17 protein-coding genes are annotated in these 19,370 nt (G+C 71.0%); 11 read left to right on the top strand and 6 right to left on the bottom strand.

Annotated features, from left to right (window positions below; translation table 11 throughout):
* Window positions 1-6: 6 nt before the first annotated feature.
* The 4 genes from QFZ67_RS21630 to QFZ67_RS21645 form a co-directional block, all read right to left on the bottom strand.
* Complete coding sequence (locus QFZ67_RS21630; RefSeq protein WP_307662726.1) at window positions 7-837, bottom strand: helix-turn-helix transcriptional regulator; 831 nt, start codon at window positions 835-837, stop codon at window positions 7-9.
* Window positions 834-1,358 carry a DUF6879 family protein gene (locus QFZ67_RS21635; RefSeq protein WP_307662727.1) on the bottom strand — a complete coding sequence of 175 codons (525 nt, stop codon included), beginning with the start codon at window positions 1,356-1,358 and terminating at the stop codon, window positions 834-836. Before QFZ67_RS21635 ends, QFZ67_RS21630 begins: the two co-directional genes overlap by 4 nt.
* Entirely contained in the window at window positions 1,342-1,533 is a 192-nt protein-coding gene (locus tag QFZ67_RS21640) for a hypothetical protein (RefSeq protein ID WP_307665910.1), read from the bottom strand. Before QFZ67_RS21640 ends, QFZ67_RS21635 begins: the two co-directional genes overlap by 17 nt.
* A gap of 137 nt (window positions 1,534-1,670) precedes the next feature.
* Window positions 1,671-2,528: a LysR substrate-binding domain-containing protein gene (locus QFZ67_RS21645; RefSeq protein WP_307662728.1), complete on the bottom strand. Its 858-nt coding sequence runs from the start codon at window positions 2,526-2,528 to the stop codon at window positions 1,671-1,673.
* A 110-nt stretch (window positions 2,529-2,638) separates the two neighbouring features.
* Between QFZ67_RS21645 and QFZ67_RS21650 the strand changes: the two genes are divergently transcribed.
* From QFZ67_RS21650 to QFZ67_RS21690, 9 genes are all read left to right on the top strand, one after another.
* Window positions 2,639-3,601, top strand: coding sequence for a DMT family transporter (locus tag QFZ67_RS21650; protein ID WP_373430083.1), 963 nt, complete (start codon window positions 2,639-2,641; stop codon window positions 3,599-3,601).
* Between the two features lie 77 nt (window positions 3,602-3,678).
* Entirely contained in the window at window positions 3,679-4,467 is a 789-nt protein-coding gene (locus QFZ67_RS21655; RefSeq protein ID WP_307662729.1) for a TIGR03084 family metal-binding protein, read from the top strand.
* 2 nt (window positions 4,468-4,469) lie between these two features.
* Window positions 4,470-6,143, top strand: a complete 1,674-nt coding sequence (locus QFZ67_RS21660) for an acyclic terpene utilization AtuA family protein (protein WP_307662730.1) — start codon at window positions 4,470-4,472, stop codon at window positions 6,141-6,143.
* Window positions 6,140-7,738 carry an acyl-CoA carboxylase subunit beta gene (locus tag QFZ67_RS21665; protein WP_307662731.1) on the top strand — a complete coding sequence of 533 codons (1,599 nt, stop codon included), beginning with the start codon at window positions 6,140-6,142 and terminating at the stop codon, window positions 7,736-7,738. The genes QFZ67_RS21660 and QFZ67_RS21665 overlap by 4 nt, the downstream gene beginning before the upstream one ends.
* Window positions 7,739-7,748: 10 nt before the next feature.
* Window positions 7,749-9,920, top strand: coding sequence for a biotin carboxylase N-terminal domain-containing protein (locus QFZ67_RS21670; protein WP_307662732.1), 2,172 nt, complete (start codon window positions 7,749-7,751; stop codon window positions 9,918-9,920).
* Window positions 9,917-11,077 (top strand): acyl-CoA dehydrogenase family protein, encoded by a 1,161-nt coding sequence (locus tag QFZ67_RS21675; protein WP_307662733.1) that lies wholly within the window; start codon window positions 9,917-9,919, stop codon window positions 11,075-11,077. The genes QFZ67_RS21670 and QFZ67_RS21675 overlap by 4 nt, the downstream gene beginning before the upstream one ends.
* Window positions 11,078-11,117: 40 nt before the next feature.
* Complete coding sequence (locus QFZ67_RS21680) at window positions 11,118-12,713, top strand: 4-coumarate--CoA ligase family protein (RefSeq protein WP_307662734.1); 1,596 nt, start codon at window positions 11,118-11,120, stop codon at window positions 12,711-12,713.
* Window positions 12,710-13,456, top strand: coding sequence for an enoyl-CoA hydratase family protein (locus QFZ67_RS21685; protein ID WP_373430084.1), 747 nt, complete (start codon window positions 12,710-12,712; stop codon window positions 13,454-13,456). Before QFZ67_RS21680 ends, QFZ67_RS21685 begins: the two co-directional genes overlap by 4 nt.
* Window positions 13,444-14,031, top strand: a complete 588-nt coding sequence (locus QFZ67_RS21690; protein WP_307662735.1) for a TetR/AcrR family transcriptional regulator — start codon at window positions 13,444-13,446, stop codon at window positions 14,029-14,031. The genes QFZ67_RS21685 and QFZ67_RS21690 overlap by 13 nt, the downstream gene beginning before the upstream one ends.
* Window positions 14,032-14,418: 387 nt before the next feature.
* On the opposite strand, the gene QFZ67_RS21695 is transcribed toward QFZ67_RS21690, so the two are convergent.
* Window positions 14,419-15,519, bottom strand: coding sequence for a citrate synthase 2 (locus QFZ67_RS21695; protein WP_307662736.1), 1,101 nt, complete (start codon window positions 15,517-15,519; stop codon window positions 14,419-14,421).
* A 478-nt stretch (window positions 15,520-15,997) separates the two neighbouring features.
* On the opposite strand from QFZ67_RS21695, the gene pdxH reads away from it, so the two are divergent.
* Window positions 15,998-16,621 (top strand): pyridoxamine 5'-phosphate oxidase, encoded by a 624-nt coding sequence (pdxH, locus tag QFZ67_RS21700; protein WP_307665913.1) that lies wholly within the window; start codon window positions 15,998-16,000, stop codon window positions 16,619-16,621.
* Here the strand turns inward: pdxH and QFZ67_RS21705 are convergent.
* A complete protein-coding gene (locus QFZ67_RS21705; RefSeq protein ID WP_307662737.1) occupies window positions 16,613-17,491 on the bottom strand; it encodes a winged helix-turn-helix transcriptional regulator in 879 nt (292 codons plus the stop codon). The two genes, pdxH and QFZ67_RS21705, sit on opposite strands and share 9 nt — an antisense overlap.
* 487 nt (window positions 17,492-17,978) lie before the next feature.
* Here QFZ67_RS21705 and QFZ67_RS21710 point away from each other — a divergent pair, with 487 nt between their 5' ends.
* Window positions 17,979-19,361: a PAS domain-containing protein gene (locus tag QFZ67_RS21710; RefSeq protein ID WP_307662738.1), complete on the top strand. Its 1,383-nt coding sequence runs from the start codon at window positions 17,979-17,981 to the stop codon at window positions 19,359-19,361.
* Window positions 19,362-19,370: the final 9 nt, after the last annotated feature.

Consider the following 19,370-nt stretch of genomic DNA (forward strand, 5'->3'; position numbering starts at 1 on the left):
CCGCTTCTAGTCTGTTTCTTGTTCCCGCAAGAATCCGTCCCGGATGGCCTCGACCATGCTCCGCATTCCGTCGCCGGACAACGCTACTTGCTCGAAGCCGTCGAACTTCTGGACGTACAGGTCCACGTCCCTCGAGTCGGTAACGAGCACCTCGGCGTGAACCGTTTCCACGGTGACCATTCGGTTGTCTCGGATCGCGAATGAATGGTTTGCAACGTCGTATTGCTGTACACCGAGGGGGACTACGCGGATGTCTACGTGAGAAAGTCGTGATGCCGAGACGATCCGGTCGAGCTGGGCAGCCATCATCTGTGGTGAGACGATTCTCCACCGAAGCACGGGTTCTGTGATGACGAAGCGCAGTGACTTTGTGCTGTCATAGAGAACCGCTTGACGCTCAAGTCTGCCGCTAATGGTGCGCGTAAGGGAATCCTCGCTCAGGTTATGACGTTGCAGAACGGCTCGGATGTACTCCGGTGTCTGAAGCAACCCAGGAACGAGAGCCGGTTGGAACAGGCGCAGTACCGACATCTGGGCCTCAAGAGCCCTGACCTCCTGTTGGCCCTTGTGGACGCCAACCCGCTTCAGCAGTCGCCACTCGGTAGTCTCGGTGCCGGCTGCTCGAGCGGCCTCGGTGTACTCAGCCTTTATCTCATTCGATACGCCAATAGCGACCAGGATGCGCTCGACGTCCGCTGCGCTGGGCTGAAGCTTCGCGTTCTCAATCTTGGACAGCTTGGACGGAGACATGAGCGCGCCACGGGCCACTGCTTTGGCTTCCTTTCCGGATGCCTGCCGCAGCGCCCGCAGCGCGGCCCCAAGCTGTGCTCTGTTCACTCGCCGTACTTGGCCCACCAGTCGGTGAACGGCTCCGCGTGAGCGAGCGCTGTTTCTCGGTAACGGGTAAACTCCGCCGCACCGTTCGACGCCAACACATCCGCCCCGAGGAACGCCCCATGGTCGTCATAGCGCATGACGGCCGCATGTTCCGAATCGAAGAGCCAGAAATCCGGCACGCCCGCTAGTGGGTTAGTCTTTTCGGTGACGTCAAGGATGAAGAATTCCTCCCCTCCGGTCATGTTCTTCTGGTATCCCCACCCAAGTTCGAACCTGAGATAGTCCGTCAGCGGGCGGGTCAAGATGTGCACGCGGTAGATGCGCTTCCCCTGGCTCGTATGCGACCGAAGTGTTTCCACCCAGCCAGAGTTATAGTCCTCCGGCTGCCGCTTCCCGGCCATGAACGCCTGATAGGCGTCGATGTTCCCGGACTTGCTGTAGTCGGCCATGGTTTCCAGCCGAAACGCTTCTCGTTCGAATGCGTCGAAGAGGCCGCCGAGAGTCCTAGATGAGCTTGTCACGGATGGCCCTCCGGATGAGATCCATCGGGATCTCTACGAGGGTTTCATGAGCGGGAATCTGTAGCCCGTGGTCGGTCGGAGTCTCGCCCTGCACGAGAAGGGTGTCACGGTCCGTCGCGTACAGCGTCGGGCACTCTGTGATATCGCACGTACTGACCAGCTTGGTCACCTTCATGGTCATCGGTTCCCCTCTCCCGCACTGCCAGTGCTCCGTGTCCCGTTCGATGCTCCCGAGGCGGGGACCCAAGGGTCAAGGGATCACAGTTGAGGGAACGGGAAACCGGGACCATGTCACCCACATGGGGGTGCGGCTCACTGCAGTGCTGCCACCTCCCCCGCCAGCGCCGCCAGTTGAGGGATCGCCGGATGCCCCGCCGTCGCGCGCCACGCCAGCAGCACCGGCGCCGGAGGCGCGTCCGACAGCGGGCGGTACGCGACGCCCGGGTGCGGGTGCATCTCCGGCGTGGAGGCCACCGACGCGCCCGCGCCCCGGCCCGCCGCGATCGCCGTCAGCCAGTCGTCCGTGTTCGCCACCGTGAGCACCCTCGTGGGGCGGGACTCCGGTGGCCAGAGGTCCAGCGTCGTCAGGCCCGAGATCGTGTTCAGGATCACCGGTCCCGCCGCCAGGTCCGCGAGTGCCAAAGAGGCGCTCGCCGCCAGGGGGCCGTCCGACGTCACCGCCGCCACCCGGGGTTCCGTGAAGAGGAGCTCGGTGACCAGGCCGGGGGTGTCCACCGGGCCGCGCAGGACCGCCGCGTCGACCTCGCCGCGGGCGAGGCCGGCCGTGCGGTCGTCGATGCGGAGGAGTTCCAGCGGGGTGTCCGGGTGCTCCCGCTGCCAGCGGCGCAGCAGTGGGGTGGTGTACGGGCCGAGCGCGGACCAGGCGTGGCCGAGCCGCAGCGGCCGGCGGCGCAGCCGGTCCGCGTCCAGGGCCTCGTCGAAGGCGGCCACCGCTGCCGCTGCCTTGTCGCGGAAGACCAGGCCCTCAGCGGTGAGGGCGAGATGATGGGTGGAGCGGTCCACCAGCCGGGTGGCGAGGTGTTTTTCCAGCGCGGCCAGCGACCGGGAGACCGCAGGCTGGGTGAGGTGCAGCCGGGCAGCCGCCCTGGTCACGCTGGACTCCTCCGCGATGGCCAGGAAGCAGCGGAGATGGCGTATCTCGATGCTCATGCACGTGGAGCATAACGGCAGCACAGTCGGCATTTCACGCAGCGCGCGAAGACCCGTAGCGTGGAGGGCGTCGGCCGAAAAGCGCCGAGAAGCATCGAGGGAGGTTTCCGGTGGACGAGCCTCGCAACACCGTCGTCGCCAACGAGCCGGAAGCCGCCGTCGCCCTGGAGGGTGCCGTCGCCCTGGAGGGTGCCGCCAGTACACCCGGCTCCCGCGGCAGCCTCGGGCCCGTCGCGCTCGTCGTCGCCGGTGCGCTCTCCGTCCAGTTCGGCGCGGCCATCGCCGTACTGCTCATGCCGCGCGCAGGAGCCCTCGGCGTCGTCACCCTCCGGCTCGTCCTCGCCGCGCTCGTCCTGCTCGTCGTCTGCCGGCCCAAACTCCGCGGGCACTCGCGCGCCGACTGGAGCACCGTCGTCGCCTTCGGCGCCGTCATGGCCGCCATGAACGTCCTCTTCTACCAGGCCGTCGACCGCATCCCGCTCGGCGTCGCCGTCACCCTCGAGGTCCTCGGACCGCTCGCGCTCTCGGTGATCGTCTCGCGGCGGCTGGTCAACCTCGTCTGGGCGGGACTCGCCCTCGCCGGCGTGGTCCTGCTCAGCGGCGGCGGCTTCGACCGGCTCGACCCCGTGGGCGCGCTCTTCGCGCTCTCCGCGGGCGCGATGTGGGCCGCGTACATCGTCTTCAGCGCCCGCACCGGGCGGCGGTTCCCGCAGGCCGACGGGCTCGCGCTGGCCATGGGTGTCGGGGCCGTGCTGAGCCTGCCGCTCGGGATCGCCGAGTCCGGCTCGAAGCTGATCGTGCCGTCCACGCTGGGGCTCGGCCTCGCCGTCGCGCTGATGTCGTCCGTCCTCCCGTACACGCTGGAACTGCTCGCGCTGCGTCGGCTGCCCGCCCCGACCTTCGCGGTGCTGATGAGCCTGGAGCCGGCGATCGCGGCGACGGCCGGGTTCCTCGTACTGCATCAAGCCCTTTCCGTGCTGGACGCGTTGGCGATCGCGCTGGTCATCGCCGCGAGCATGGGCGCGGTACGGACCCAGGTGGCGAGAAAGTCGTCAGAAAGGCTCCAGAGCTAAAGCAAGCATGCTTGCTTGTTTTCCTGAGCGCTGCCATGCTCCAGGGCACACAACGTCGTGTCCTGAGGGAGCGCACCGTGTCCGACCCCACCGTCGTACTCGACGACCTGCTCAGTGAGAGTGACCAACTCGACCGACTGGTGAGCGAGTTGGAGTCGGCGGCATGGGCCCGCCCCACTCCCGCCGAGCGCTGGAGCATCGCGCACCAGATCGCCCACCTCGCGTGGACCGACTCCGCCGCCCTCCTGGCCGTCACCGACCCCGACGCCTTCGCCGCCCAGGTCGAAAAGGCCCTCACCGCGCCCGACTCCTTCGTCGACGACGGCGCGGACGAAGTGGCCGCGCTGCCGCCCGACCGGCTTCTCGCCCGCTGGCGCGACGGCCGCGAGCGCCTCCAGCTGGCCCTGCGCGCCGCCCCGGCCGGGGCCCGTTTCCCCTGGTACGGGCCGCCGATGAGCGTCGCGTCCATGGCGACCGGGCGGCTGATGGAGACCTGGGCGCACGGGCAGGACATCGCGGACGCGCTCGGTGTCGTACGCGAACCCACCGCGCGGCTGCGGCACGTCGCGTACATCGGCGTGCGGGCGCGGGACTACGCCTTCGGAGTACGAGGACTGACGCCGCCCGGCGCGCCCTTCCGGGTCGAACTGACCGCGCCGGACGGCGATCTATGGGCGTACGGACCCGAAGACGCCGCCGAGCGCGTCACCGGGCCCGCGCTGGATTTCTGCCTGCTGGTGACCCAGCGGGCCAACCGCGCCGACCTCGAAGTACGGGCCGACGGGGAGGACGCCGACCGGTGGCTGGACATCGCGCAGGCCTTCGCGGGCCCCGCGGGACCGGGCCGCGAACCGAAGGAGGCCTGAGGATGCTCCGCATCGGCAACGCGTCCGGCTTCTACGGCGACCGCTTCGACGCGGTCAGGGAAATGCTCACCGGCGGGCCGCTGGATGTTCTGACCGGGGACTACCTCGCCGAACTCACCATGCTCATCCTCGGCCGCGACCGGCTGAAAGATCCCCGCCTCGGCTACGCCAAGACCTTCCTGCGGCAGCTGGAGGAGAGCCTCGGGCTCTCCCACGAGCGCGGCGTGAAGATCGTCGCCAACGCGGGCGGGCTCAATCCGGCGGGCCTCGCCGACGCCGTGCGGGAGCTCGCGGACCGCGTCGGCGTACCCGTCAAGGTCGCCCACGTCGAGGGCGACGACCTCGCCGCCCGCTTCCCGGACGCCCTCACCGCCAACGCCTACCTCGGCGGCGCCGGGATCGCCGAGTGCCTGCGCGCGGGCGCCGATGTGGTCGTCACCGGCCGGGTCACCGACGCGGCCCTGGTCACCGGCCCCGCGGCCGCGCACTTCGGATGGGGTCCCGAGGACTACGAGGCGCTCGCCGGCGCGGTCGTCGCCGGGCACGTGCTGGAGTGCGGCACGCAGGCCACCGGCGGCAACTACGCGTTCTTCAGCGGGCACGACGTACGCCGCCCCGGCTTCCCCCTCGCCGAGATCCACGCCGACGGGACGTCCGTCATCACCAAGCACGACGGCACCGGCGGCCTGGTCGACGTCGGCACGGTCACCGCGCAGCTGCTGTACGAGACCGGGGGCGCGCGGTACGCGGGACCCGACGTCACCGCGCGCCTCGACACCGTACGGCTGGCGCAGGACGGCCATGACCGGGTGCGGATCTCCGGCGTACGCGGCGAAGCCCCGCCGCCCACCCTGAAAGTCGGCCTCAACCGGATCGGCGGCTGGCGCAACGAGGTGGTGTTCGTGCTGACCGGACTCGACATCGAGGCCAAGGCACGCCTGGTGCGGGACCAGTTGGAGGACACGCTCGGCAAGCACCGTCCCGCCGACGTGCGATGGGAACTGGCGCGTACCGAGCGTCCCGACGGCGACACCGAGGAGCGGGCGAGCGCGTATCTGCGCCTCGTTGTGCGCGACAGCGACCCGGACAAGGTCGGGCGTGCGGTGAGCGGCGCGGCGATCGAGCTGGCGCTCGGCAGCTACCCGGGCTTCCATGTGACGGCCCCGCCGGGCAAGGGCGCGCCGTACGGGGTCTTCGAGGCCGAGCACGTCGACGCTTCCGACGTTCCGCATACGGCCGTACTGCCCGACGGGCGGCAGGTCGCGGTGCCGACTCCGGTACGTACGAAGGAAGTCGAACCGGTCGACAGCGGGTCCGAGCTGCCCGATGCGCTGCCGGACGGACCTCGTCGCGCCGCGCCCCTCGGTCTGGTCGCCGGTGCCCGCAGCGGCGACAAGGGCGGCGACGCCAATGTCGGCGTCTGGGCCAGGTCCGACGACGCCTGGCGCTGGCTCGCCCACGAGCTGACCGTGGACCGCTTCCGCGCGCTGCTCCCGGAGACTGCCGGGCTGAGAGTCACACGCCATGTCCTGCCGAATCTGCGCGCCCTGAACTTCGTCGTCGAAGGCATCCTCGGCGAAGGCGTCGCCGCGCAGGCCCGGTTCGACCCGCAGGCCAAGGCGCTCGGCGAGTGGCTCCGTTCGCGCTACGTCGACATCCCGGAGGTTCTGCTGTGATCGTGTTCGCCTCGGCCGTCGACCCCGCCGGTCCCGAATTCGCCGCTCGCCGCGACGCCATGCTCGGCAGGCTCGCCGAGCTGGACGCAGAGCACGCCAAAGCACTCGCGGGCGGCGGCGAGAAGTACGTCGCACGGCACCGGGGGCGCGGAAAGCTGCTCGCTCGGGAGCGGATCGAGCTGCTGCTCGACCCCGACACGCCCTTTCTGGAGCTGTCCCCGCTCGCCGCGTGGGGCAGCGACTATCCGGTCGGCGCGTCGATGGTCACCGGCATCGGGGTCGTCGAGGGCGTCGAGTGCCTGATCACGGCGAACGACCCGACCGTGCGGGGCGGTGCGTCCAACCCCTGGACGCTGAAGAAGGCCCTGCGCGCCAATGAGATCGCGTACGCCAACCGGCTGCCCTGTATCTCACTTGTCGAGTCCGGCGGCGCGGATCTGCCGTCCCAGAAGGAGATCTTCATCCCCGGCGGGGCGCTCTTCCGGGACCTCACCCGGCTGTCGGCGGCCGGGATTCCGACGATCGCGGTGGTCTTCGGGAACTCGACGGCGGGCGGGGCGTACGTACCCGGGATGTCTGACCACACCATCATGATCAAGGAACGGTCGAAGGTCTTCCTCGGCGGACCGCCGCTGGTGAAGATGGCGACGGGGGAGGAGAGCGACGACGAGTCGCTCGGCGGCGCGGAGATGCACGCGCGAACGTCGGGCCTCGCCGACTACTTCGCTCTCGACGAGGCGGATGCGCTGCGGCAGGCGCGGCGGGTGGTCGCGCGCCTCAACTGGCGCAAGGCGCACGCCGATCCGTCGCCCGGCGAGCCGCCCAAGTACGACGAGGAGGAACTCCTCGCGATCGTGCCCGAGGATCTGCGCACCCCCTTCGACCCGCGCGAGGTCGTCGCGCGGATCGTCGACGGCTCGGACTTCGACGAGTTCAAGCCGCTGTACGGGCCGAGCCTGGTGACCGGGTGGGCGCGGCTGCACGGCTACCCGGTGGGGGTGCTGGCCAACGCGCAGGGCGTGCTGTTCAGCGAGGAGTCCCAGAAGGCGGCGCAGTTCATCCAGCTCGCCAATCAGCGGGATGTGCCGCTGGTCTTCCTGCACAACACCACCGGCTACATGGTCGGCAAGGAGTACGAGCAGGGCGGCATCATCAAGCACGGCGCGATGATGATCAACGCGGTGTCGAACTCGAAGGTCCCGCATCTGTCAGTGCTGATGGGCGCGTCGTACGGGGCGGGGCACTACGGGATGTGCGGTCGGGCGTACGACCCGAGGTTTCTCTTCGCGTGGCCGAGCGCGAAGTCGGCGGTGATGGGCCCGCAGCAGCTGGCGGGCGTGCTCTCGATCGTCGCCCGGGCTTCGGCGGCGGCGAAGGGGCAGCCGTACGACGATGAGGCGGACGCGGGGCTGCGCGCCATGGTCGAGCAGCAGATCGAGTCCGAATCCCTGCCGATGTTCCTCTCGGGGCGGCTGTACGACGACGGGGTCATCGACCCGCGCGATACGCGGACGGTGCTGGGGCTGTGCCTGTCCGCGATCCACACGGCACCGGTCGAGGGCGCGCGCGGCGGCTTCGGCGTCTTCCGGATGTGAGGGCTTGACGATGATCACTTCTGTCCTTGTCGCGAACCGGGGCGAGATCGCGTGCCGGGTCTTTCGTACCTGCCGTGAGCTGGGCATCTCGACGGTCGCGGTGTACTCCGACGCGGACTCGTCGGCGCTGCACGTCCGGGAGGCGGACGCGGCGGTACGGCTGCCGGGGGTGGCGCCGGCGGACACGTATCTGCGCGGCGACCTGATCGTGAAGGCGGCGCTCGCGGCGGGCGCGGACGCGGTGCACCCGGGGTACGGCTTCCTGTCCGAGAACGCGGAGTTCGCGCGGGCGGTGACGGACGCGGGGCTGGTGTGGGTCGGTCCGCCGCCGGAGGCGATCGAGGCGATGGCGTCCAAGACGCGGGCGAAGCAACTGATGGGCGGCGCACCGCTGGACCCGTCGGCGGTGACGGATGCGGACCTGCCGCTGCTGGTGAAGGCGGCGGCGGGGGGCGGCGGCCGCGGCATGCGTGTCGTCCGCGAACTGGCGTCGCTGGCCGTTGAGTTGGAGGCGGGCCGGTCGGAGGCGGCGTCGGCTTTCGGTGACGGTGAGGTGTTCCTGGAGCCGTACATCGAGCGTGGCCGCCATGTGGAAGTGCAGGTGCTGGCGGACGCGTACGGCACGGTGTGGGCGCTGGGCACCCGCGACTGCTCGCTCCAGCGCCGCCACCAGAAGGTGATCGAGGAGTCCCCGGCCCCGGGCCTGCCCGACGCGCTGGTCGCGACGCTGCACGAGTCGGCGGTGACGGCGGCGCGGGCGGTGGGCTACCAGGGCGCGGGAACGGTGGAGTTCCTGATCTCCCCGGAGGGCCGGGCCCACTTCCTCGAGATGAACACCCGCCTCCAGGTGGAACACCCGGTCACGGAGGCGGTGTTCGGCATCGACCTGGTGGCGCTGCAGCTGCGGGTGGCGGAGGGCGATGCGCTGCCGCCGGGGCGGCCGGTGGGGCGGGGGCACGCGGTGGAGGCGAGGCTGTACGCGGAGGATCCGGCGAAGGGGTGGACGCCGCAGACGGGGGTGCTGCATGCGCTTGAGGTGCGGGGGTTCGTTCCCACCCACCCGCCCCTGAATGTGGGGGGTGGGACCCCCCACGCCCCCGTCCGCCCAGCGCTGCGCGCGGGCGGGGGTGTGGCGGGTGACTCGCAGGGCCCGGCGCTGGGCGCGGGCGCGGGCCCGGTGGCCCATGGCCTGGCGGCTCTTGGCCCGGACGGCCCGTCAGCCGTCGGGCCGGTGTCCCGCGACGATGCCGTCGGCCCGGCGCTTCGCGCGGGCGGGGTGGCGAGTGACTCGCTGGGCGGCGGGGAGGGTGCTCACGCCACCCCTTGGGTGCGCGTCGACACCGGTTACGCCGCCGGCGACTCCATCGGCGTGCACTACGACCCCATGATCGCCAAGGTCATCGCCTGGGCTCCCACCCGGGACCAAGCCGTGCGGCGGCTCGCCCAGGCGTTGCGACGGGCCCGTGTGCACGGGCCCGTCACCAATCGAGCCTTGCTCGTACGGTCCCTGGAGCACCCCGAGTTCACCGGCGCGCAGCTCGACACCGGCTTCTACGAGCGGAACCTGGACGCGCTCACCGCGCCCGGTGACGGAGAGCGGTACGCGGCCGTCGCCGCCGCGCTCGCGGACGCCGCCGGACGCCGCGGCGGGTGGCGGAACCTCCATTCCCAGCCGCAGGTCAAGGCCTACGGCCCGCACGAAGTCCGGTACCGCTTCGCCCGGGACGGGTTCCTCCTCGTCGACGACCCCGGCGTGCGCGTCGTCCACGTCACCCCCCACCGTGTCCGGCTCGAGATCGACGGCGTCGTGCGGCCCTTCGACGTCACCGATCACGGCGACGGGATCGTCCACGTCGACAGCCCCGCCGGCGCGTACGCCCTGCCCGTGCGGCCGCGGTTCACCGAACCCCGGGAAAGAACCCAGCCCGGGTCGTTGCTCGCGCCCATGCCCGGGACCGTCGTACGGGTCGGGGAAGGGCTGGCCGAAGGGGTCCATGTCACTCAGGGGCAGCCGCTCGTATGGCTGGAGGCCATGAAGATGGAGCACCGCATCCTCTCGCCCGCCTCCGGCACCCTCACCGCACTCCACGCCGAGCCCGGCCGTCAGGTCGAGGTCGGCGCCCTGCTAGCCGTCGTACAGAACGCAGACGTACAGGACGCAGACGTACAGGAGGAAGCATGAGCACCGTAGAGACCCAGGAGCACACCGCACTGCGCGCCGCCGTTGCCGCGCTCGGGCAGCGGCACGGGCGCGGATACGTACGCGAAGAGCTGTGGACCGAGGCCGCCAAGCTCGGCTACCTCGGGGTGAACCTTCCCGAGGAGCACGGCGGCGGCGGGGGCGGGATGCAGGAACTGTCCATCGTGCTGGAGGAGTTGGGGGCGGCCGGCTGCCCCCTCCTCATGATGGTCGTCTCGCCCGCCATCTGCGGCACCGTCATCGCCCGCTTCGGCACCGAAGCACAGAAGCGGCAGTGGCTGCCCGGCCTCGCCGACGGCAGCCTCACCATGGCCTTCGGCATCACCGAGCCCGACGCCGGGTCGAACTCCCACCGGATCACCACGACCGCCCGCCGGACCGACGACGGCTGGACACTCAACGGGCGCAAGGTCTTCATCTCCGGCGTCGACATCGCCGACGCCACCCTCATCGTCGGACGGACGGAGGATGCCAAGTCCGGCAGGCTCAAACCCTGCCTCTTCATCGTCCCCCGTGACGCCGAAGGCTTCCAGCGCTCGCAGATCGACATGGAACTGGCCGCCCAGGAGAAGCAGTTCGAGCTCGTGATCGACGACGTCCACCTGCCCGAGGACGCCCTCGTCGGTGGGGGTACCTCCCACGCCGAAGGCTGTGGGGGAGAGGACGCCGGCCTCCTCCAGCTCTTCGCCGGGCTCAACCCCGAGCGCATCATGACCGCCGCCTTTGCCATCGGCATGGGCCGTTACGCGCTGGCGAAAGCCGTCGAGTACGCGCGGACCCGCCAGGTCTGGAAGGACCCCATCGGCGCGCACCAGGCCATCGCCCACCCCCTCGCCCAGGCTCACATCGAGCTCGAACTCGCCCGCCTGATGATGCAGAAGGCCGCCACCCTCTACGACGCCGGCGACGACATCGGCGCCGGCGAGGCCGCCAACATGGCCAAGTACGCCGCCGGCGAGGCCTGCGTCAGGGCCGTCGACCAGGCCGTCCACACCCTCGGTGGCAACGGTCTCACCCGCGAGTACGGCCTCGCCCAGCTCATCACCGCCGCCCGCGTCGCCAGGATCGCGCCGGTCAGCCGCGAGATGATCCTCAATTACGTATCCCACCAGTCCCTGGGTCTCCCCAAGTCGTACTGACACAGGCGATTCTGGCCGTCCACACTGCGAGGGGGCCGTCATGGTGTTTCAGAGCGTGTTTCACAGCGAGTACGCGGATGTCCCGGCCGTCGTCGAGCCGATCCACGACGCGGTGCTCGGCCGGGCCGCCGTCGAGTTCGGCGACACGATCGCCCTGGTCGACGGCGTGAACGGCACCACCGTCACGTATGCGCAGCTCGACCTGTTCCACCGGCGGATCGCCGCCTCGCTCGCCGAGGCCGGCCTGCGCAAGGGCGACGTTCTCGCCCTGCACAGCCCCAACACCGTGGCGTACCCCTCCGTCTTCTACGGGGCCACCCGCGCCGGCGCTTCCGTCACCACCGTCCATCCGCTCGCCACCGCGGAGGAGTTCGCCAAGCAGCTCCGCGACTCCTCCGCCCGCTGGATCGTCACCATCTCACCGCTGCTCGAAATCGCCCGCAGGGCCGCCGAACTGGTCGCGGGCATCGAGGAGATCTTCGTCTGCGACCGCGCCGACGGGCATGTGAGCATCCTCGACATGCTCGGCTCGACCGCACCCGAGCCGGTCGTCGCCATCGACCCGTCCGAGGACATCGCCGCCCTGCCGTACTCCTCCGGCACCACCGGCGTCCCCAAGGGCGTGATGCTCACGCACCGCTCCATCGCCACCAACCTCGCCCAGCTCTACCCGCTGATGCCGATGGGCCCGGGCGACCGCATCCTGGCGGTGCTGCCGTTCTTCCACATCTACGGCCTCACCGCCCTGATGAACGCCCCGCTGCGCAACGGCGCCACCGTCGTAGTGCTGCCCCGCTTCGAGCTCGACACCTTCCTCGCGGCGATCGCGAAGCACCGCATCAACGGCCTGTACGTCGCGCCGCCGATCGTCCTCGCCCTGGCCAAGCACCCGGCCGTCGCGCAGTACGACCTGTCCTCGCTGGAGTACATCATCAGCGCGGCCGCTCCTTTGGACGCCGAACTGGCCGCCGCCTGCTCCCAGCGGCTCGGCCTCCCGCCCATCGGCCAGGCTTACGGCATGACCGAACTCTCGCCCGGCACGCATGTCGTGCCGCTGGGCGCCCAGAACCCGCCGCCCGGCACCGTCGGCAAGCTCATCGCCTCGACCGAAATGCGGCTCGTCGCCCTCGAGGAACCCGGCAAGGACGTCGGCGTCGGCGAGGCCGGCGAGATCGCGATCCGCGGCCCGCAGGTGATGAAGGGCTACCTCGGCCGGCCCGACGCCACCGCCGAGATGATCGACGCCGACGGATGGGTGCACACCGGCGACATCGGGCGCGTCGACGCAGACGGCTGGCTCTTCGTCGTCGACCGGGTCAAGGAGCTGATCAAGTACAAGGGTTTCCAGGTCGCCCCGGCCGAGCTGGAGGCGCTGCTGCTCACGCACGAAGGCATCGCGGACGCGGCGGTGATCGGCGTGTACGACACGGACGGGAACGAGATCCCGAAGGCGTACGTCGTACGGCAGCGGACCGCCGAAGACCTCACCGAGGACGACGTCATAACCTTTGTCGCCGGGCGCGTGGCGCCGTACAAGAAGGTCCGGCGCGTCGAGTTCATCGGCGGGGTGCCGCGTGCCGCCTCGGGGAAGATCCTCAGGCGTGAACTGAGGAACCGGGACAGGGAGAACACGTGACACAACGCCTGACGCTGCTCGCCACCGCACAGGAGCGCGGCATCACCACTCTGACGCTGGACTCGCCGGCGAACCGCAACGCCCTGTCGGCGCGGCTCGTCGGCGAGCTCGGCGAGGCGCTGGCGGACTGCGCCAAGGACGAGTCCGTACGGGCCGTCGTCCTCACCCACACCGGGTCCACGTTCAGCGCGGGCGCGGATCTGAAGGCCCCGCCCAATCCGTACACCTTCGTCGGTCTGCTGCGGCAGATCGTCACGCTGCCCAAACCGGTGGTGGCCCGCGTCACCGGGCATGTAAGGGCCGGGGGCCTCGGCCTGCTCGGCGCCTGCGACATCGCGGCCGCGTCCACGGGGGCCGACTTCGCGTTCACGGAGGTACGCATCGGGGTCGCGCCGGCCGTCATCTCACTGCCCCTGCTGCCGCGGATGGACCCGCGCGCGGCCGAGCGCTACTACCTCACCGGGGAGCGCTTCGACGCGGCGGAGGCGGTACGGGCCGGGCTGCTCACGCTCGCCGCGGACGATGTGGACGAGGCGCTGGCCCCGGTGCTCGACGGGCTGCGGGGGGCGTCGCCGCAGGGGCTGGCCGCGTCGAAGGAGCTGCTCGCGGCCCGGGTCCTGGATGCCTTCGACCGGGACGCCGAGGACCTGGTGCAGCGTTCGGCGTCGCTCTTCGCGTCCGCGGAGGCACGCGAGGGGATGACGGCCTTCCTCGAACGACGGGACCCCGCATGGGCGTTGTGACCCCTCCGAAGCAGGACCGCAGCCGGGCCACCCGGCAGCGGCTGCTGGAAGCCGCGGTGTCCTGCCTCGCCGAGCACGGCTGGGCGGGCTCGACCGTCTCGGCGGTCGCCGAGCGGGCCGGAGTCTCACGGGGCGCGGCGCAGCACCACTTCCCGACCAGGGAGGACCTGTTCACGGCGGCCGTGGAGTACGTCGCGGAAGAGCGCTCACAGGCGCTGCGCGCGCTCCCTACGCAGGACCGCACGGCGGTCGTGGCGGCGCTGGTCGACCTCTATACGGGGCCGCTGTTCCGGGCGGCGCTGCATTTGTGGGTGGCAGCGTCCAACGAGGAGCAACTGCGCTCGCGGGTAACGGAGCTGGAGGCGAAGGTGGGCCGCGAGACCCACCGGATCGCGGTCCAGTTGCTGAACGCGGACGAGTCACGTCCGGGCGTGCGGGAGACGGTCCAGGGCCTGCTGGACATGGCCCGTGGCCTCGGCCTCGCCAACCTCCTCACGGATGACGCAGCGCGCCGCCGGAGGGTGGTGTCACAGTGGGCGGCACTTGTCGAGGAGGGGCTGAAGGACCACGGGTGACCCCCGCCCTCCCCGCTGCGACCTGGGACATTCGCATCCGCCCCCACCGCAGTACCCCGGGCGAATGCTTCTGCTTGTACGCCGCCGTCACGTGGACTTCGTCCGCGTCACGAGCATGGGCTGTCGGCCCTCCGCCTGACCCAGCCCCCCTCTCCACCCACCCGGTCCCCCGGCACCGCCCCACCCTGGCGGCAGCCGGCGGCACGCGCATCCGGTCATCGCCGGGCGCGGCGGCCGGGGCTCACCTCAGCGGACGTACCCCATGTCGTACTCGCAGCTCCCCGTCATCGACCTCTCCGCGGCCGACCGCGGCCCCCAGGCCCGCGCACGCATACGGCGCCGCACCCCCGCCTGACCAGGGGCACGGCGCCGTACGCATCGAACGACTCAGCCCGCGATGTCCTCGTAGCCGACGATCTCGCGCGGGTCGCGCGTACCGGGACCGACGTACCGCGCGGAGGGCCGCACCAGCCGGCCCGTCCGCTTCTGCTCCAGGATGTGCGCCGACCAGCCCGCCGTACGGGCGCAGGTGAACATCGAGGTGAACATGTGCGCCGGGACCTCGGCGAAGTCCAGCATGATCGCCGCCCAGAACTCCACGTTCGTCGCCAGCACCCGGTCCGGGCGGCGGTTGTGCAGCTCCTCCAGCGCGGCCCTCTCCAGCGCCTCCGCGATCTCGAAGCGCGGCGCGTCCAGCTCCTTGGCCGTACGCCGAAGGACGCGCGCCCGCGGGTCCTCGGCGCGGTAGACCCGGTGCCCGAAGCCCATCAGCCGCTCGCCCTTGTCGAGGGCCCGCTTGACGTACGCCGTCGCGTCCCCGGTCCGCTCGATCTCCTCGATCATGCCGAGGACGCGGGAGGGCGCCCCGCCGTGCAGCGGCCCCGACATGGCGCCGACCGCGCCGGACAGCGCGGCCGCCACATCGGCGCCGGTCGAGGCGATGACGCGGGCGGTGAAGGTGGAGGCGTTCATGCCGTGCTCGGCGGCCGAGGTCCAGTACGCGTCGACGGCCTTGACGTGGCGCGGGTCCGGCTCGCCGCGCCAGCGGATCATGAACCGCTCGACGACGGACTGCGCCTTGTCGATCTCCTTCTGCGGGACCATCGGCAGCCCCTGGCCGCGCGCACTCTGTGCCACGTACGAAAGCGCCATGACGGCGGCCCGCGCAAGATCGTCGCGGGCCTGCGCCTCGTCGATGTCCAGCAGCGGTTTCAGACCCCACACCGGCGCGAGCATCGCCAGCGCGGACTGCACGTCGACACGGATGTCGCCGGAATGCACGGGGATCGGGAAGGGCTCGGCGGCCGGCAGGCCGGGATTGAAGGCGCCGTCGACCAGCAGCCCCCATACGTTCCCGAACGAGACGTGCCCCACCAGATCCTCGATGTCGACGCCTCGGTAACGGAGCGCCCCGCCTTCCCTGTCGGGTTCGGCGATCTCCGTTTCGAACGCGACGACTCCTTCGAGTCCAGGTACGAAGTCGGACATCAGGCGGCTCCTCGAGATGTGTGCGACAGGCGTGGGTCGCCGTGGGTCGGCATGGGCGGTGTGGATCTGTCACCCCGGTGATGCCCCGTGCGATTGGTGGTCACCCAACCGCCGGGAGGCAGGCACGATATCCCCTGCTGTATGGAGGCCACAGAGGCCCGACCCAAGATTTTGGCGGGTCCGGCTGATGCGGGGAAGCGTGACATCCGGCACACTGCCCCATTTCGGGCGACGAGGATTAGCGGCACTCCGTGCCGGGCAAACTCCGCCCCTGCGGCAGGATGGCCCCGTGACCGACCACGATCTCGCCGCGCTGGGACGCGTCGTCCCGGACCCCGCCGCCGTCCCGGATCCCGCCGCCGTCCCGGATCCCGCCGCCTCCGGAGCGGCCGGCTCTGGACCCGTCGTTCCGGATCCGGCCGTCCCGGACCCGGAAGCCGCCCCAGACCCGGAAGCCGCTTCGCACGACCCTGCCGTCATGCGGGAGCAGTACCGCTCCACCCCGCTCCTGGAGACGGATCTGGCCGCCGACCCCATGGACCAGTTCGCCCGCTGGTTCAAGGACGCCGCGTCCGGCGGTCTGCACGAGCCGAACGCCATGATCGTCTCCACCGCCACCCCCGACGGCCGCCCGTCCTCCCGCACCGTGCTGCTGAAGCAGTACGACGCGCACGGCTTCGTCTTCTACACGAACTACGACTCCCGCAAGGGTCGCGAGATGGCCGCCAATCCGTACGTCTCGCTGCTCTTCCCCTGGCATCCGCTGGCCCGTCAGGTCATCGTCACGGGCGTCGCGGCCCGTATCGGACGGGACGAGACCGCCGCGTACTTCCGCAGCCGTCCGCACGGATCGCAGCTGGGCGCATGGGCGAGCGAGCAGTCCTCGGTGATCGGCTCGCGCGACGAACTGCTGCGCAGATACGAGGAGCTGGCGACCCGATACCCGGAGGGAGAGCAGGTCCCCGCGCCGCCGGAGTGGGGCGGCTACCGGATCGATCCGCAGACGCTGGAGTTCTGGCAGGGCCACGAGAACCGGCTGCACGACCGGCTGCGGTATGTCCGTACGGAGTCAGGCTGGAAGGTCGAGCGCCTGTCACCCTGAGAGCTGCCGCCCTTGCAGCAGCGCGGTGCGCACCGCCGCCGGGATGTCGGTCACCGGGTACTGCACATGCCGGACGGCGCGCTCCCGGTCCAGCACCAGCACCGCCCGCTTCAGCCGCAGCGCCTGCCCCGCCCGGAAGGTCGGCAGCCGCAGCGCCGCCGACAGCCGGGTGTCCATGTCTGAGAGCAGCGGGAAGGGAATGTCCTCGGCGACGGCGAAGGCGCGCTGCTCGTCGGGCCGCTGGGTGCTCACCCCCCGTACCGCGACGCCCGCCGCGGTGAAATCGCCGTACGCGTCCCGGAACAGCCGGTTCTCCAGGGTGCAGCCGACCGTCCCCGGGATGTCGGCCCAGCCGTCCGGCAGCGGGCTGGGCCGCCCGGTGGCCGGATAGCAGAACAGCACGGTGGCCGCGGCCTGCGCGTCCACCGGATCCAGCTCGCCGCCGGTGTGCGCGGGCAGCGCGATCCGCGGCAGTCGCGTGCCGGGCAGCCCGAGCACCCGGTGCGCCTCGGCGCTGTGTTCGTCGGCGGATGCGGTGAGTGTGCCGTCGCCGAGCAGCCAGCGGTCGGCCCAGTCCTGCATGGACACGAGTACCGGGAGCAGCGCGCGTCCGGTGTCGGTGAGCCGGTACTCGTATCGGACGGGCCCCTGCTGGTACGGGACCTTCTCCAGGACGCCGCTGTCGACGAGGTGGTTCAGCCGCTCGGTGAGGACCTTCCGGGAGATGTCCAGCTCGTGCTGGAGCTCGTCGAAGCGGTACCGGCCGCGCGCTGCCTCGCGTACGAGGAGGAGGCTCCACCAGTCGCCGATCACGGCGGCGGCCTGCGCGACGGCGCATGCGGCGTCGCGCTCGGGTACTGATCTGGCCATGGTCCGGCACCTCCGTGAGTTCCCGATGGAAACTCTAGGCCGGGGGACTCCGGGCCGGGGAAACCCGGGGCGGGGGAACCGGGGCGGGGGAGACCCGGGCCGGGGCGACTCCGGGCCGGGACACTCATGGCCCGGGAATGCAGAAACCCGCGGGCTCTGGTTCCTCCGGAGAGGAGCCGGCCGGATGTGCCGGCGAGCCCGCGGGTCGGTGACTGCTTGGAATTTCGGCCGACGGTCAGTCGGCTGCACACAGAGTGCGACGACGGGCCGTCAGCCCGCAGTCACCTCACGCATCCGAAACGACTTCACTTCCGGATCACCTCCTTTCACCGTGTGGCCCACACCTTAGGAACCGACGGATTGAGGATCAACCGAATTGATCGGGGGTACAAAGATTTTGGGGAACCTTATGTGTCCTGCGTCACGTTCCAGTTGAATGGTCTGACGTGCATCAGCATGCGCGGAGGCGTCCTGCAGGGGGTCCGGGATGAGTGCTTCCAGGAGTGAGACCACCAACGCGCTCGGGCCTGACGAGCCGGTGCCCGAGGGCGAGGGCTCGGCGGAGCCCGTGACGGTACCGGGGTCGGAGCTGCTTGCGGCGTTGCTCGACGGGATGGACGCCGCGCTCTGTGCGTTCGATGCCGACGGCACGATCACGCACTGGAACCGCGAGGCAGAGCGGATCCTCGGGTGGTCGTCCGAGGAGGCCGTGGGGCGCCGCGGGTTCGCCGGGTGGGCGGTGCGGACCGCCGACGCCGAGGAGGTGCAGGGGCGGCTGATGGCCGCGATGGACGGGCCGGGGCGGCAGGTCCACGAGTTCGCGCTGCTGCGCAAGGACGGCGGGCGGGTTCTCGTACGGACCCAGTCGGCGCGGGTGCTCGGCGCGGACGGCAAACCGGCGGGGGTGTACTGCGCCTTCAGCGAGGTGCATGCGCAGATCGACCTGGAGCGATCGATCGCGCTCAGTGAGGCGCTGTTCGAGGACGCATCCTGGGGTGTCGTCCTGGTCGACGTGGACCTGCGGCCGACCGTCGTCAACGGCTATGCGTCGCGCGCGCTCGGCGCGGGGCGTACGTCTCCGCTCGGGCGGCCGCTGGGTGAGCTGGTCGTCCAGGGCGTGGAGGAGCTGGAGGGCGCGCTCCACCATGTGCTGGCGGAGGGTGCGCCGCGGGGGCTCGTGGAGCTGTGGGTGACGCTGGGCACGGGCGATGGGGAGCGGCGGCGGTGCTGGCGCAGCGGGTTCCTGCGGCTGGCCTCACCGCTGGCGGAGGAGCCGGTGCCGCTGGGCGTGGGGTGGCTGTTCCACGACGTGACCGAGTCGAAGCTGGCCGAGCAGGAGGCGGACCGGCTGCGCTTCCGGTCGAGCCAGCTGCACCGGGCGGGGCGGGCCGCCGCGGAGTGCGAGGACCCGATGGAGGCGGCGACGGCGTATCTGGACTTCGCGCTGGCGGGCTTCGCGGACCATGCGCTGATCGACCTGGCGGAACCGGACGGCGCACGCCTGATCCGCGCGGCGGCGACACCGTCGGGCGCGCCGGGCCCGTGCGTCCCGGTGGTGGGCGGCGGCATCCCGGTGCGCTACCCACCGGGCCACCCGGCGCTCCAGGCGGCCGACCGCAACGGCTCGGTGCGCGCGAGCGCGCCCACGAGTAAGCCGGCCGACGAGTGGGCGGCGGAGCGCCAGTGGCCCCGGGACGCGGTGCACGCGCTGTGCACGGTGCTGCGGAGCCGGGGCCGGACGCTGGGTGTGGTGACGTTCCTGCGCGGAGCGAGCCGCCCACCGTTCGAACGCGCGGACGCGATGTACGCGGAGAGCATGGCGGTACTGACGGCGTCGGCGCTTGACCTGACCCGACTGACGGCCGACTGAGCCGGCCAC

Origin of the sequence: Streptomyces sp. V1I1 (assembly GCF_030817355.1) — a bacterium.
Classification (GTDB): Bacteria; Actinomycetota; Actinomycetes; order Streptomycetales; family Streptomycetaceae; genus Streptomyces.

What these genes read in the sequence shown, in the direction of transcription:
- QFZ67_RS21640 (WP_307665910.1), bottom strand. Translation starts at nt 1,533, where the DNA reads ATGAAGGTGACCAAGCTGGTCAGTACGTGCGATATCACAGAGTGCCCG.
- QFZ67_RS21645 (WP_307662728.1), bottom strand. Translation starts at nt 2,528, where the DNA reads ATGAGCATCGAGATACGCCATCTCCGCTGCTTCCTGGCCATCGCGGAG.
- QFZ67_RS21660 (WP_307662730.1), top strand. Translation starts at nt 4,470, where the DNA reads ATGCTCCGCATCGGCAACGCGTCCGGCTTCTACGGCGACCGCTTCGAC.
- QFZ67_RS21670 (WP_307662732.1), top strand. Translation starts at nt 7,749, where the DNA reads ATGATCACTTCTGTCCTTGTCGCGAACCGGGGCGAGATCGCGTGCCGG.
- QFZ67_RS21675 (WP_307662733.1), top strand. Translation starts at nt 9,917, where the DNA reads ATGAGCACCGTAGAGACCCAGGAGCACACCGCACTGCGCGCCGCCGTT.
- QFZ67_RS21680 (WP_307662734.1), top strand. Translation starts at nt 11,118, where the DNA reads ATGGTGTTTCAGAGCGTGTTTCACAGCGAGTACGCGGATGTCCCGGCC.
- QFZ67_RS21690 (WP_307662735.1), top strand. Translation starts at nt 13,444, where the DNA reads ATGGGCGTTGTGACCCCTCCGAAGCAGGACCGCAGCCGGGCCACCCGG.
- QFZ67_RS21695 (WP_307662736.1), bottom strand. Translation starts at nt 15,519, where the DNA reads ATGTCCGACTTCGTACCTGGACTCGAAGGAGTCGTCGCGTTCGAAACG.
- pdxH (WP_307665913.1), top strand. Translation starts at nt 15,998, where the DNA reads ATGCGGGAGCAGTACCGCTCCACCCCGCTCCTGGAGACGGATCTGGCC.
- QFZ67_RS21705 (WP_307662737.1), bottom strand. Translation starts at nt 17,491, where the DNA reads ATGGCCAGATCAGTACCCGAGCGCGACGCCGCATGCGCCGTCGCGCAG.
- QFZ67_RS21710 (WP_307662738.1), top strand. Translation starts at nt 17,979, where the DNA reads ATGAGTGCTTCCAGGAGTGAGACCACCAACGCGCTCGGGCCTGACGAG.